Raw genomic sequence first — 14,238 nt, 5'->3', positions numbered from 1 at the left:
TTTTATTTTATGCTATCTTCCATTGTACCAAACCAGGTTATCAAAACCTGCTTATCCGCTTTGGATAAAACTGCATGGCGATGCATTCGCGTATATGAAGTCAAGGGCATCTCCCCGTCCTTAACCTGTGCCGTCATTGCCCTAAACTTATTGCGTTGCCTCCGGGGAGAATATTCGCCAAAGTTGCTAAAGTTGAGCGTCGCTTTACCTTTTTTAATATGCTCCGCTATGTACCATGCAACGGGCTGGATACGGCTGTACCACGGATAGTTGGTACTGGCACTATGACAGTCGTAACAGGATCGGACAAGAATCGCCTTTACCTTTGGGGGGACCGCGTACATCCTTTCGATATGGATGACGGACACTTCATCCGACTGGTTAGGTGACGGCTGAAAAAACTGTAAGCCGATTAAGATGACAGCCACCCCTCCTATGATTTTACTTTTTAAGGACATATCCTTTGTTGCTTTACTTAACGCTACCGACTGTTTTTAATAGTTGCCGTCATCAGGCTACCTGATGTTGTTATGGATTGTTTTTTCCACTTTACCACAATTCATCATCTTGGAGCCATAGTATGGATTTTTAATTTCCTTACTTTCGCTGAACCAAACAGCTCCCTTGCCGTCATCGAACATTGGGCAATGATCCTGATACAATGTTTGTGATGAACCGAACAAATTGATCAGATCTTTTAAATCTTCGCTTAGTGCTACTAAATGTTCCCGTTGATGTTCCATATTGCCCGCATTTTCCCCGATATGTTCGGCCTGCTCTTTAGCATCATCTGCTATCTCTATGTATTCGTTTTGCTTATCGGTAGGAATAGCTTTCATGTCTATCTTATTCCATGTAGCCAGTAGCTTTTTCGCTGCAGAAGCAGCGGCTTTATCATCGTCTGAAACGAGCGCATTTTTTAGCGATAAATAATCCGCAACTATGGGCGCAATAGAGAAGTTTTGGGTTTCTTTTTTCTCTGCTTTTGCATCCGAACCGCTGGAGGTCTCGTTCACCGTGGGTACAGCTACGCTGTCCTTTTCTCTTGCCAGAGTTGACAACCCTTCTGCCGAAACAGCAGCAGTATCGTTTGAAGACCGCTGGTTTTTGTTGGAGGCCTGATTGCATGATACTGCTATAGATACCATGATCACGGCGATCATGGATACTGTTATATTTTTCATTTTGATTTATTTTTGATTTTTAAAAAACTTGCGTTAATAGCCACAACGATGGTGCTTACGCTCATTAGCACAGCGCCCATAGCGGGACTTAAAATAAAACTTGGATAGAGTACACCTGCCGCAAGCGGTATTGCCGCTATGTTGTAGCCAACCGCCCATATCAGGTTCTGTACCATCTTTTTGTAGGTAAGTTTGCCGAAGTCAATCAATTTGACCACATCGCGCGGGTCGCTGTCCACTAATATGATATCCGCTGTTTCGGCGGCCACGTCCGTACCGGAACCTACGGCAATCCCCACATCTGCCTGTGCCAGTGCTGGTGCATCGTTTACGCCATCTCCTGTCATGGCCACAACTTCGCCTCTGTCCTGCAACTCCTTTACTTTCTCCTGCTTGTTATGGGGGAGCACATTTGCTAAGTATCCCTCCATGCCCAATTTTCCGGCAACCGCAGCGGCAATCTTGTCGTTATCCCCAGTGAGGAGAAATGACTTGATGCCTATTTTTTTTAGTTCTTCTATTGCTTGTCCCGACCCTTCACGAATACTGTCTGCCAACGTAATGAGGCCAATCACCCGATCATCGATGAAAATGAAATTTACCGTTTCAGCATGCTGATTAATTTCGGCTGGAATTTCCGGCAATGCACGATGGTTTTCGGTAAAATAATTCGGACCGCCAGCTACCACATTTTTACCCTTTACAACCCCTTTTACACCGATGCCCTGCATATAGCTAAAGTTTTCAGACTTCCATAATGTGAGGCCCTTTGCTTTCAATGTAGCCATAATACCTTTTGCAATATGGTGCTCTGAGTTTTGCTGCACTGCAGCAGCATACTGGATAACCTCATCGGCATTATATTCGTCTGTTAGTGGAATAACCTTTTCCACTACATGAGCGCCTTTGGTGAGCGTCCCTGTTTTATCAAAAATAACAGTGGATAGTTTTCGGGTTGTTTCGAATGCTGTCCGGTTGCGGATGAGCAGACCATTGGTCGCCGATAGCGTTGTGGAAACGGCGACCACCAACGGGATGGCTACGCCCAATGCGTGCGGGCAAGCAGTTACCATGACCGTCACCATTCGTTCAAGAGCAAAAGCTATATCTCCACTGCTAGCAAACCAATAAACGAATGTGCTTATGCCAACGGCAATGGCTATAAAGGTGAGCCATTTGGCTACTTTGTCCGCAAGGTTTTGTGTATTGGACTTGGTAGTCTGTGCCTCCTGCACAAGATTGATTACCCTGTTCAGATAACTATCTTTCCCAACCGCCGTTACCTTAACTTTCAATGCTCCATCGCCATTGATAGAACCTGCGATGACCTTACCATCCTTGTCCTTTTTTACTGGAACACTTTCTCCGGTAAGCATGCTTTCGTTGATATACGAAAGCCCCTCGAGGACTATTCCATCGGCGGGTATTTTTTCTCCCGGTTTTATGATTACCGTTTCACCGTTTCGCAGGTCTTCGAGTTTTATTTTGACAACTTCTCCACTGCGCTCGACAGTAACATCGTTCGGCAGCAAAGCAACCAGCGACTGCAATGCACGCGAGGCCGCCATTTGGGAGCGCATTTCTAACCAGTGCCCTAACAGCATGATGTCAATAAGGGTTGCCAGTTCCCAAAAAAAGTCCATACCCTGCAAGCCGAAAACAACGGCAACCGAATAGATATACGCCACAGATATAGCGATGGCAACAAGTGTCATCATGCCTACAGCTTTAGCTTTCATCTCTCCCATCATTCCCCTCAGAAAGGGAAAGCCTCCATAGCTATAAATCAGCGTACCCAATACGAGCAATACATAGTTGTCGCCGGGGAAGGTTATACTAAAACCCAACCATTGCTGTATCATGTGTGACAGGAGCAGGATAGGGATTGTCACGAAGAGACTTAGCCAAAACCGCGTAAGGAAGTCGCCTGTATGATGACCCTCATGCTTGTTAAAGTCATCCTTAGCATGGCCTTGTTGAGAATGACCAGATTTCTCATGTCCGGATGTATGCGCACGAGAAACCGATCCGCCATCAATAGGAACCAATGTCATGCCGCAGAGCGGGCATTTCCCTGGTTCGTCTTTTAGCACCTGTGGGTGCATGGGACATGTGTATTTTTTCATAACAAGGGTTTTTAACGTTATGTTGTACTTATTTTTACCGTCTCATGGGTAGTCTCTTTGGCATAGGTACCAAAGAGAATTGCACCATGTTGTCGTAGAGTACCATAGCTTCCAGATCGATTATTTGATGGTTTCGACCGTACTGCCGCAGGTAAGCATCTGCGCTCCGTAGTACGGATTTTTAACCGCATTCTCCTTGCTTAGCCAGTTTGCGCCTTTACCGCCATTGTACATAGGGCAATGCTGGTAATACATAGGGCCATCTTGCTTGGAAACTTTAGCTAGTTCGTAGATACCTTCCGACAATACCGCAAAGGCCTCCCTTTGTTTGGCCACATCTTTTGCTATTGAAATGTTTTCCGCATTGGCGGACAATTTCTGCATGACATTCATCCAGACTGTATGTTCCTGGGTCGATAGCTTATTCATGTCGACCGCTTTAATGGACGCAACCAGATCAGCGGCTTTGGCGGATGCAGTCGTTCCATCGCTTTTTATAAAAGCATCTTTCACTGAAAAGTAGTTGTTAAAAACAGCTGTTAACTGTGTTTGGCTTTGGGTTGCTTCCTGCTGAGATGCTGTCGTTTCGTTAGGGCTGTGCTGGTGGTGTCCGGCACTTCCATTCCTTCCTGTCTCTTTGTTTTTAGCAACCGTCTTCAAAGGTCTATCATACTGGCAGCATTCAGCAAGTTTTGCATATACGTCATCCGGCGCACGGAATTTCTCGCTGTCATAACCAGCCAAAGCGATACGTTTCAAGATTTCATCTTGATTTGTTTTACTGCTGTCATACGTGAGCATAACCATTTTGGTATCTTTGTTCCATTCCACACTGGCTGTCTTTTTTTCGTTACCTGCTTTTTCAATCGTGGTTTTACACATTCCGCAATTTCCATAAACCTTTATGGATGCTGTTTTCGCATTCTTGATTTGTGCGAAACTGTTTATGGAGTATAGTAATACGGCGATTACCATCACTACTTTTGAAAATGATTTCATACTAGTACATTCTTAGAAATAGGGTATTAAAAACCTGATTTCTGTTCTACAATTTATTAATTAATACAAATAAGAGGAATTACAAAAGCCGAAAAGCTTTTGGTTTGAGCACACCTATGGCTATCATGCCATAGGTTTAGCCTATTTTAGGCGGTAACCAAATGGATAGGTATCCTGAAGAATAATGGATTTGTTCGAAAACAAATGGTTGTTTTTTTATTTCTGCGAAATAGTTTCTATGCGTCTCTAGGTGCGAGGGTAATGCGAGCGAAGATGAAGGGCTATTGTTTGTACAGCTTTTATCCTGACAATTGTCACTACAATGATCCTTAGCCTCTTTATTTTTCTTACAGGATTTGGTTTTACAACAATCTTTTCCTTTGGAATCTTTCCTGTTTTTCTTAGCGCACGATGATTGTTCCGTTTTTGTCGTTTTTTTTGAACAGGCATTACTTGGATGGGGCATCAAAAGAAAGCCCAAACAAAATAATGTTAACATGATTATATATGTGTTCAAATTTTTCAACATACCAAAGTTACAAATAAGTTTAGTTTTTTTCTGTTATTTTCATTTTTTGCTCATCAAGTACGTCCTATAATGACCCCTTAGGCATTCAATCCAAAAGGAAATTGAATTATGCACTCTCTTAAACTCATCTGATGAACCCGCCTTGAATTTATGTTCGTCTTGAATTGAAATTGTCTATCTTCCATGGTTTTACACGTGGAGTATCTGATCATGCAAATTTCCTCACTATTCCGTTCAGTGCTGTTGCGTAATTTCTTATTTGATTTGTGAGATTTACTGTTTTACTCCCCCCGTTTCAATCGCCGTTTGTTATTAATCATACCCATTTGCGCAATGTACAACCAACTGATTGGCCTTTACGATGCGACAACTCATTATTCACGGGATACCCTATATTGGGAAAATGGAGATCATAGTAATTTCTACATCTTACGCAAATCTACTACCTTTGATCTGCTCGGGAATCAATGCGAGGGATAACGAAATTGCTCAACGATAACATTATCACGTTTATCAGGGAGGCGGAGCTTGGTCGTATGGATAAGAAATAACCATCTTAGAGTAGCTTTATGTTTGTCTAGGAATATTACAACTCATGTTTTGGCCATTGCTTCTTCATTATATAGAGTGTCTCACCGCAACTCCAAATGGTACGTGAAGGTGTAAAGGAACCGAATCGATTATACATTTCGCCACAGAGGAGCCAAGGAAATCAAAATCGGCAGAAATCGTGGTAATGCCGTTCATAACATATTTCTTAAGAGGCGTTTCGTTATACGATATCACACCTGTATCTTTCCTCAGTTTGAGTCCTTGTGTTACGATCAGGTCAAGCAGCTCTACGAGATCTTCTTCCGCAATTTGGATATAACATGTTCCTTTTTCAATTTTTTCGCACTGGAGGCTCTCCACTAGACTATGGTGAAACCCCTGTTCTTGCGCATATCTGTAAAAGCCTTTGATAATCGATCTTGGATAGTCGCTGAAATCGGGATAAATCAATTTGATCGTATGGTATTTCCTGAGCTTGTCGGTCAACTGTTCTAAGGCATTGACTATATCCTCTTCATGATTTTCATAGATCGAAGCAAAACTATCGTGCATTTCAGCCATGTATTTTCCAAGTATAATCCGCTTTTCTGCAGGAATTATTCGTAAAATATCTTCCATCACATTATCAGGATCGCGAAAACCTGGGAATACAGCGACATAATCATACTCCGTAGCGTTGTTAATCAACATAGACCGAAGGGTCGCTAAATCGCCGTGATAGATATATAAATCGATCTGCGCTCGGTCACCCATTTCTCTTTCAAAAGTATTGTACATCGTCTTTTTCGCAGTAGTTAAACGGTTCAATACAACAGCGACACGGATTTTTCCACCGACAGCATCGTGCACGATAAATCCCTTGCCAACTATCGGTAAAATAACACGGAGACTTTTCAGATAGCGATATGCTTTTTCCGCGGTTTGACGTGAGATATGTAAATGCGTACTTAGTACGTTGATTGACGGAAGGATATCGCCCGTGTGTATTCTCTTGGTTTTGATTTCTGTAAGAATGGCATTTGCTAACTGTTTGTATTTAGGTGTTGTACATTGTGCCGTAATGTTTATGCGATACAATAGTGTTTCTGCTTTCATATGGAGAACGATCGGTTCGTCTTTTGTTAATTGATTTTACGGTTCAACCAAAACTTTCTCTAGAGACACGACGTACCCAATGCTTCCGTAATTATTACGCCGTTTGTCTGACCAATTCCCCCGTTGTCCTAATACCCGTACGATCAGTGTATAGTCGCCTTTTGTTAGCCATGGGCTTACAAACTTTAAGCCTGCGTTAGCATAAAGACAGTACATATCTATGACGGCTCTGTTGACTATGGTACCCTTCCTGTCCACAATACTTACTTCGGCATAACCACCATCTGGGCGAGAAAAACCAAAAAGACTAACACGTCTCCCAGTAAAAGCAAAAGAAAAGTAGTCGTCCTTCTGGGAGGAACCTCTAACGAATAATGTATCGTTTTTCCACATACCATTAAAATGTGTATCTGGTAACTCGTTTATCGCATAAGTTTGGAAACTATTTTGTGCCGCACTGGTTTTTCCTGTTTTTAGATCAATAGTCCAACCATCTGCAAACGTAGGAATTGATAACTCAGCCTCTCCAACCTGTAGCGGTTGCCACACGTAGGTTGCGGCAGAATTCTGTTTGGGAAAGGACCACCGATCTCCCATATACATGTAGGTGGTCTCGTCGGTGCCATCGATCTGGAAAATGAAACTACATTGTGAATTCCATGTCAGTGTACCGGCAGGTGCAAAGTAACCTTTCTTTATCCATGGACCTCGGATCGAAGTAGCCGTGTGGTAATGGTTATCATTTCGCTCCCAACTGGTCAGATTGGAACTTAGCAGGTAATATCGACCATCTTTACACAACATTGCAGGAGATTCTCCGACACCCGGGATATCGCTTGCCACTTTTTCCTTCACGGAACAAAAATCATCGTTAAGTTCGTAAATATCGCCGTGATGAACTAACAGGTAGCCTGTTCCATCTTTATCTTGAAACGCTCCGATATCCCACTTCCGGATAGGTTGTCCCTTGTAGAGTAAAGGACCTTGGAATGTATACGGACCGGTAATCTCATCAGCGGTGGCATATCCAACAAATTGATCTTTATAATTTATGGAATCCACATGCATGTACATCACGTACTTTCCTGTTTCTCGCGATTTCATCACCTTGGGCCGTTCTCCAACCCTTTTGCTGCCCAGTTTTCCCTGTCTTTGTACGGGCAAAGCCATGCGCTCAAATTTCCAGCTATATAAATCGGTAGAGGAATAGCACACGAAGCCATTAAAAACATTAGCAGAATCTGTCTTGTACTCGCCAAACAAGTAGTATCGACCGTCCTCCTTGATCATGCAGGCGCCATGCGCACTAACGGTTTTTCCAGCCTCGTCGAACCAAGGCACACCAGAGTAGATAGCATCTTGATGGACGGTTTGTGCTATCAATAAATAAACGCTTGAAATAAGGCATATAACCCCCACGCAGGCGGAACGAAGTATAAGAGTATTCATCGTCTTTGTTAAAAATTATAAGTTTACTTTGCCTAGGCTTGTTCATTGGGATAGCCTAGGCAAATAATGTAAAAATTTAGTAGCCCTGATTCTGCGGATATTCTCCCGAATCACGATCAATAACCGATTGAGGTATAGGGCGCAGATAGTATTTATCCACTATCCCGGCAGGATTCGCGATTTTGGTCAGCAAGTTGTGAGAAAAAGCTCTATCTAATCGCCTCGTTCTTTTAAGATCAAGCCAGCGTTTGTATTCACCAGCCTGTTCCCGCGCGCGTTCGTCCAAAATAAAATCCAACGTGACTTGCGAAGGCGAGATGGCGAGGGTCTGACCAGCTTTAGCGGCACGAGCACGAACGACATTCAATTTTTGAGCAGCGTTGTCCAGTTGACCAAGCTTAAAATATGCCTCGGCTGCAATCAGATAAGTTTCGGCCAATCTAAAAATAAAAATATCTCGCGTACTCCGGTGATTATTTTCCGAATTCCCAAAAGCTGTGGCATATGGATCAAAAAACTTATTGATCATCGGAAATTTCATGGCTCCTCCGATTCCGTCAAAATCCTGTTTCCAACGATTAAATCGTACAATCTCGACAACAGGATTGGCACTTTTTAAAGCGATGGAATCCGCTGAAGTAAACACTTGGTCAGGATATGGGAAATAAAAACGGAGATCGCCCTTTTTTACCTGCTGGCTGCCTATAACATCATCTTTGGTCGCTGCAAACCGGCTTAAAAAGGTGCCGTCATAACGAGCATCTTTCTTGGTATCGTAGAGTGTGTACAGAAATTGTGTTGGCATGAAATCAGATAACCTCCGATTGTATACGGTCGTTTCTTCAAAAAAACCAGGCTCTCGCCATACACGCCATCCGAAGAGTACATTCTGTCCGTTCCCAGTACCTAATGAGGGTTTCAGGCTCGTCCGGTCATACTGTATGGAAAAAAGAATTTCCTTATTCTGTTGGTTTTCTGGATCGAATACTGCCGCAAAGCTCGGAAGAAGTGTGTATGTTCCAGCAGCGAGCACCTCTTCAGCAAGTTTAGCCGACGTTATAAAATCGGTATCGGCGCCAAAAGTCTTGTATCCCCGTGTTAAATGTACGAGCGCCAATAAGTGTTTAGCAGCATCCCTCGTTACCCGGCCGAACTCACCCGTAGTCGCATCCGCCGCCCCGATAGCCTGTTGTAAATCAGAAATCATAAAACTGTATACTTCTTCTTCCGAGTTAGGCGAAAAGTGCGTGACGGGTGTATTGATCTCCTCTTGCACGATCGGAACATTTCCAAAATTTTCGACAAGGAGGTAATAGTAGTAGGCGCGGATAAAGCGCACTTCAGCTAGTCGCTTATTGCGGAGTTCATCCGATAATCCTGGTACGGTGCTTGCCCGGTTAACAGCCGTATTACATCGCTGAATACCACTATAGGCCGCGGAGAATAATTTTTCCACGGCTGAATTGTCTGCCGTGAGCGTTTTATATTCATTCAAACCAGTAGCACGGATTACCAGGTCGCCCACCGTGCCGCTAACGGGCTCGATCTCCCCTCGGGTCATAATATCAGTTCCATATTCAAACAACGATGGATTGATATCGTAAATGCTGCGCAACGAAGCGTAGCAGGAACGGACAAGGGACTCATATCCCGCCGCATCTTTATAGTAATTTTCTGCTGTAATACCCGCAATATTCTCTTCTTCAAGAAATTTGCTACAGGCATATAGAAAACCGGTCATGAGAACCAAAACCAGTATACGTAATATCATTTTCATATTCATCAGTTTAAATTAGAAAGATAAATTAAGACCAAAAAGATAGGAAGCTGAGCTGATAGCGGTGCCGTAGCTGTTCTGGCTAGGCCATTCGGGGTCGAAGCCTTCGTATTTGGTAAAGGTAAACGGATTCGTTGCTGTCGCATAAACACGGACATTTTGTAATCCTAGCCGCTGTGTCAAAGATGACGACAAGCGATATCCTAAGGTGATATTCCCTACGCGGACGAAGCTGACATCCCGATAATTAATCACGCCAGCATAGGGACCGGGGTTTCCGGGCTGGAAATGCTTTTCGCTAGGGTTATCCAAAGTCCAGTAATCCACTTCTACCTGCTTATAAGGAGAATTGTAATTCATAAGGGTGGCATCAAACGAACTGTTGAACTGCTCGCCTTGACGCGTGTAAAGCATGAAATAAAGGTCTATATCTCCATATTTGAACGTATTGGCTATCGATCCGGTCCATTCGGGAACGCGCTTGCCTATAATTTGCCGATCATCCGCATTGATAATTCCATTGTTATCTAAATCCTTCACACGTATCTGCCCCGGTTTTTGATTATAAACCATTGCGGCTTCACTTTGATTTGTTTGCCATATCCCATCAAAAACGTAGTCATAGTTTACCTGAACAGGCTGACCAATAAACAATCGATTTCCGATGTCATCACGTTTCCCTCCACTCAGTTCCAGTATCTTGTTCCTATTCTTATCAAATACGAAATCGGTCCTCCACGAGAACTCTCCGGCAGTAACATTCAATGTGTTCAAACCTACTTCTATACCAGAATTCTGTAATTTACCAATGTTGTCAGTGATGGATTCCCAACCTGAAGGTGCCGGCAACAGACGATCCAACAAGATGTTGTTGATTTTACGATCATACACATCGACATTACCCGAAACTCTTCCGTTTAACACGGAGAAATCCAAGCCCACATTCAACTCTCCTGTCTTTTCCCAGGTTAAGTTCTTATTAGGTAATTGGCCAGGTGCGTATCCCGGCGCGACTGCTCCTCCAAAATCATAGTACGTTTGGGATAATGCCGCCTGTGTCGAGTATGGGTTTACTCGGTCATTACCGCTAACACCATAACTCACACGGAGCTTCAAATCGTTCACCGCGGAGATTTCAGCCATGAATGCTTCATTGGACAACCTCCAAGCAACGGATGCTGAGGGGAAAAAACCCCATTTATTGCCGTCAGCCAATCTAGACGAGCCGTCCCATCGACCTGTTGCCGTCAATAGAAACCGGTCATCAAAACTATAGTTCACCCTTCCCATATAGGAAACCAATGTTGATTGAATAAATCCAGATCCATAAGCCCGAACCGTTGGTCCGGTCGCTAGATTGTACCATAAGGATTCATAAGGCAGCCCTTCGGCTGTTATAAAATTCGATTCCGTACGATCCTTTTGCATACTTTGTACAACCGTAGCCGTAATTTTGTGGATGTCAATTTGCTGTTCAAAAATTGCTTGATTATCCAGTACCCAAGTAAATTGTTCGCTGGTGGCGTTATTCCCTTGTGTCGGTAAGCTCTCGCCTAAACGTTCCTTAGAAAACGGTCCAAAATAATATCCGGTACGCTCCGCATAATAGCTAGGCGAAATGGTCGAGTTCAACGTCAGGTAGTCGAGCGGTTTTACCTGTAGATACAGGTTACCAAATGTACGAAAGCTACGCAAACGTCGAATCTCGTTCTCCTGATCAAACATTGGGTTTGTTACGGCGTCCGTCCCATACACCCGAAAAATCCGTTCGCCATTCTCGTCGTAAGCGGCGGCCACGGGAGGAAGGCGGTACGCAGAGCGCAATGCCTCAGAGCTTCCTATATTCTGTAAGTTTTGAGTCATGTACATGTTCAGACCGACCTTCCACTTATCGTTTATAGCCCGATCAACGTTTCCTCGGAGGCTATACCGTTTGAAACTCTCCGGTGCCACATTGCCTTCTTCTTCCATGAGGCCAGCTCCGATGGAAAACTGTGTTTTCTCATCGCCCCCGCTGGCAGACACATTGTGGTTCATTTGCAGCCCATTTTCCAAGATCAACGCCGTCCAATCCGTAAAATCATTGGCATCAATACGCTGCCATTGTTCAGGTGTGAAGAAAGCCGCATTGTCTCGCTCGGTAGAGCGTCCTTGCGCTTTGAACATCTCTGTGCGATACCTGACGTAGGCGGGTCCGTCCATCATCGTTGGTAAATTGGTCGGCGTGCGGGCTCCTATGTAGGCATCGTATGCAATGTTTGTTTTACCTGCCTTTCCACGTTTGGTAGTCACGATAACGACCCCTTTTGCACCTCTTGATCCATAGATTGCTGTTGCTGAGGCATCTTTCAGAACGTCAATTTTCTCAATATCAGCCGGATTCAGATCACCCAGTCCGGCATTGGAGGGAACACCATCAATTACAAGTAATGGATAACTTGATCCACCGATCGAGTTTATACCGCGAATAGTTATATTAAATCCACCACCCGGCTTCCCGGCATTCTTTGTAACCACAACCCCGGGGACCTGACCCTGCAAAGCTCCGGCAGCATTAGGTGTCGCGGCGCGCGCGATCGTTGACGAACCGACCGATCCAATAGCGCCCGTCACGTCGGCCTTTCGCTGCGTGCCGTACCCAACTACTACTACTTCTGAAATATCGGTCGTGCTGGGTTGCATCACCACTTCCATAAATTCCTCGTGTGTTACCGCACGTTCAACGGAAAGAAATCCGACGTAGGAGAATTCCAACGTTGCATCTTTTTGGGCTATTTTGAGTTCGAACGCTCCATTGCTATCAGTAGACGTTTCATTTTTGGTACCTTTTAAACGGACATTTACACCGACTAAAGGTAGATTCGCTCCGTCCTTGACTGTCCCCCTTGCAACAATTTCTTGCACCGCTGTGATGACCACCAAATTATTTTCCCGAAGTTGGTATCGGAGATGGGTACCTGCTAACGCCTTCTTCATGAGTTCTGGTAATTCGGCGTCCTCCACCTGAATCGTTTTGTTGGCATAGGCAAGGAGTATCTCATCATTGTAAAGAAACCGATAATTGGTTTGTCTTTCTACTTGTTGCAAAACGTATTTCAGGGATACGCGTTTCAGATCGATATTGACCTTATTTTGTCCATACCCCCGTGAAAAGGCCTGATAGCCTGTCAGGAGGATCAACAGCAGCGTACATTTGATCATAATAAAAATTTTTAATAGTGGCCTCTGCCTTACAAGGCATAGGCATCTAGCATTTTTTTTCATACTTTTGAATGTGTTGGTTTTAACTATTGGTTATACTTCAAATCTGACTATAGTTAAGGCAATATCATTTGGGGAGATGCGGCAAACATTTCCCCTTTTTTGCGCCTTTTCGTACGGGTACTGTGCTACATATATTCTTTGTTTATTGGTTAATGGATCAAGTGATTATCTGATTTCTATATGACGGCCCTCTATTTGGTAATCGAAATCTGCTACGAGTTGTAATGCCTTGAGAGCGGATTCTACAGATTCATCCTTAAACTTCCCAGACATTTTGACGGATTTTAGGTTTGGATTACGGATAGACATGGTTACATTGTACCAAGCGGACATCCGTTTGGCAATTTGCTCGAAATTCTCGTTATTGAAAGCCAACGTGTTTTCAAGCCACAACGCTTCATATGGAAGCGAATCTTGCGGTGCTTTTTGCACATATGTTACGGTCATCAGCGGAGGATCGTTTAGACCGGCAGATTTTTTTCCGTCACGCACAATAGCATTGTTCACGGTCAGTTTTTCTGAGGGCTTCAAGACAATTTCTTTATCTTCATTGTCGAGTAAACTTATACGTACCTTTCCGCGTACCAAGGCCGCTTCGGTAACCCTTTCGTCCGGGTAACTACGCACGTTAAATGCCGTCCCGAGCACCTTTAGGTTGATGGTCGATGTACGTACAATGAACGGATGTTGCGCATCTTCGGCAACGTCAAAATAGGCTTCGCCTTGAAGCTTTACTTCGCGTATTTTTTTCCCGAAATCACTTTTATAGGTGAGGTGACTTTTTGCATTTAACCATACACTCGTCCCGTCCGGGAGTATGACCTTACTGGTTCCCCGATCGGGCGCGGTGATTTGATTATTTTTTGGCGGTGTAAGATCAAATAAATCTGCGTGAAAAAGGATACCAGCAAGAACAAGGACGACCGCTGCTGAGGATAACCAAAAGGGTCTCTTAAACCAAGATACCACACGTCTATCAGGCTGTTTGGAATCGTCCTGATCTTTATCAAGTGTTCCTTCAAGTCTCCGCCATGAGCGTTCCGCAGCCACATTATGGTCAGCGCGCTCTCCACTCGATACCGGCTGTTTCCACATATCTTCGAGTTCTTGTAACGGAAATTCAGCAAAATCATTGTTAAGTAGCTGCGTCAATTCGTCGAGCTCCAGCGCTGTGATCTCGCCGCTTAACTTTTTGCCTATTAATACCCAAAGTCTATGTGGTGCCATTTTGTGTTTCCTTATTTATAAGGATCCAAAAAAAGC

The 14,238-nt window shown here is 44.0% G+C and carries 9 protein-coding genes; all 9 read right to left on the bottom strand.

Going from position 1 to position 14,238, the window contains the following annotated elements:
* Nucleotides 1–2: 2 nt before the first annotated feature.
* The 9 genes from ACFSR5_RS01990 to ACFSR5_RS01950 all read right to left on the bottom strand — a co-directional run bounded on the left by ACFSR5_RS01990 (nt 3) and on the right by ACFSR5_RS01950 (nt 14,202).
* Nucleotides 3–458, bottom strand: coding sequence for a heme-binding domain-containing protein (locus ACFSR5_RS01990; protein ID WP_380900171.1), 456 nt, complete (start codon nt 456–458; stop codon nt 3–5).
* A 57-nt stretch (nt 459–515) separates the two neighbouring features.
* Nucleotides 516–1,184: a DUF3347 domain-containing protein gene (locus ACFSR5_RS01985; RefSeq protein ID WP_380900169.1), complete on the bottom strand. Its 669-nt coding sequence runs from the start codon at nt 1,182–1,184 to the stop codon at nt 516–518.
* Entirely contained in the window at nt 1,181–3,310 is a 2,130-nt protein-coding gene (locus tag ACFSR5_RS01980; RefSeq protein WP_380900167.1) for a heavy metal translocating P-type ATPase, read from the bottom strand. Before ACFSR5_RS01980 ends, ACFSR5_RS01985 begins: the two co-directional genes overlap by 4 nt.
* Before the next feature lie 120 nt (nt 3,311–3,430).
* Entirely contained in the window at nt 3,431–4,309 is an 879-nt protein-coding gene (locus ACFSR5_RS01975; RefSeq protein WP_380900165.1) for a DUF3347 domain-containing protein, read from the bottom strand.
* Nucleotides 4,310–5,456: 1,147 nt separating this feature from the next.
* Complete coding sequence (locus ACFSR5_RS01970; protein ID WP_380900163.1) at nt 5,457–6,485, bottom strand: winged helix-turn-helix domain-containing protein; 1,029 nt, start codon at nt 6,483–6,485, stop codon at nt 5,457–5,459.
* 36 nt (nt 6,486–6,521) lie between these two features.
* Nucleotides 6,522–7,934 (bottom strand): family 43 glycosylhydrolase, encoded by a 1,413-nt coding sequence (locus tag ACFSR5_RS01965; RefSeq protein WP_380900161.1) that lies wholly within the window; start codon nt 7,932–7,934, stop codon nt 6,522–6,524.
* A gap of 76 nt (nt 7,935–8,010) precedes the next feature.
* Nucleotides 8,011–9,711 (bottom strand): RagB/SusD family nutrient uptake outer membrane protein, encoded by a 1,701-nt coding sequence (locus ACFSR5_RS01960; RefSeq protein WP_380900159.1) that lies wholly within the window; start codon nt 9,709–9,711, stop codon nt 8,011–8,013.
* Between the two features lie 15 nt (nt 9,712–9,726).
* Nucleotides 9,727–12,912, bottom strand: coding sequence for a SusC/RagA family TonB-linked outer membrane protein (locus tag ACFSR5_RS01955; protein WP_380900157.1), 3,186 nt, complete (start codon nt 12,910–12,912; stop codon nt 9,727–9,729).
* A gap of 228 nt (nt 12,913–13,140) precedes the next feature.
* Nucleotides 13,141–14,202 (bottom strand): FecR family protein, encoded by a 1,062-nt coding sequence (locus ACFSR5_RS01950; protein WP_380900155.1) that lies wholly within the window; start codon nt 14,200–14,202, stop codon nt 13,141–13,143.
* Nucleotides 14,203–14,238: the final 36 nt, after the last annotated feature.

The organism is Sphingobacterium suaedae (assembly GCF_042684625.1).
GTDB lineage: Bacteria > Bacteroidota > Bacteroidia > Sphingobacteriales > Sphingobacteriaceae > Sphingobacterium > Sphingobacterium suaedae.
Note: the sequence above shows the minus strand (reverse complement) of the source record. Positions and strands in the feature narration are given on the sequence as shown.

Excerpts from the sequence above, each read along its gene's own strand:
- ACFSR5_RS01950 (WP_380900155.1), bottom strand. The coding sequence starts at position 14,202 with ATGGCACCACATAGACTTTGGGTATTAATAGGCAAAAAGTTAAGCGGC.
- ACFSR5_RS01960 (WP_380900159.1), bottom strand. The coding sequence starts at position 9,711 with ATGAAAATGATATTACGTATACTGGTTTTGGTTCTCATGACCGGTTTT.
- ACFSR5_RS01965 (WP_380900161.1), bottom strand. The coding sequence starts at position 7,934 with ATGAATACTCTTATACTTCGTTCCGCCTGCGTGGGGGTTATATGCCTT.
- ACFSR5_RS01975 (WP_380900165.1), bottom strand. The coding sequence starts at position 4,309 with ATGAAATCATTTTCAAAAGTAGTGATGGTAATCGCCGTATTACTATAC.
- ACFSR5_RS01990 (WP_380900171.1), bottom strand. The coding sequence starts at position 458 with ATGTCCTTAAAAAGTAAAATCATAGGAGGGGTGGCTGTCATCTTAATC.
- ACFSR5_RS01955 (WP_380900157.1), bottom strand. The coding sequence starts at position 12,912 with ATGATCAAATGTACGCTGCTGTTGATCCTCCTGACAGGCTATCAGGCC.
- ACFSR5_RS01980 (WP_380900167.1), bottom strand. The coding sequence starts at position 3,310 with ATGAAAAAATACACATGTCCCATGCACCCACAGGTGCTAAAAGACGAA.
- ACFSR5_RS01970 (WP_380900163.1), bottom strand. The coding sequence starts at position 6,485 with ATGAAAGCAGAAACACTATTGTATCGCATAAACATTACGGCACAATGT.
- ACFSR5_RS01985 (WP_380900169.1), bottom strand. The coding sequence starts at position 1,184 with ATGAAAAATATAACAGTATCCATGATCGCCGTGATCATGGTATCTATA.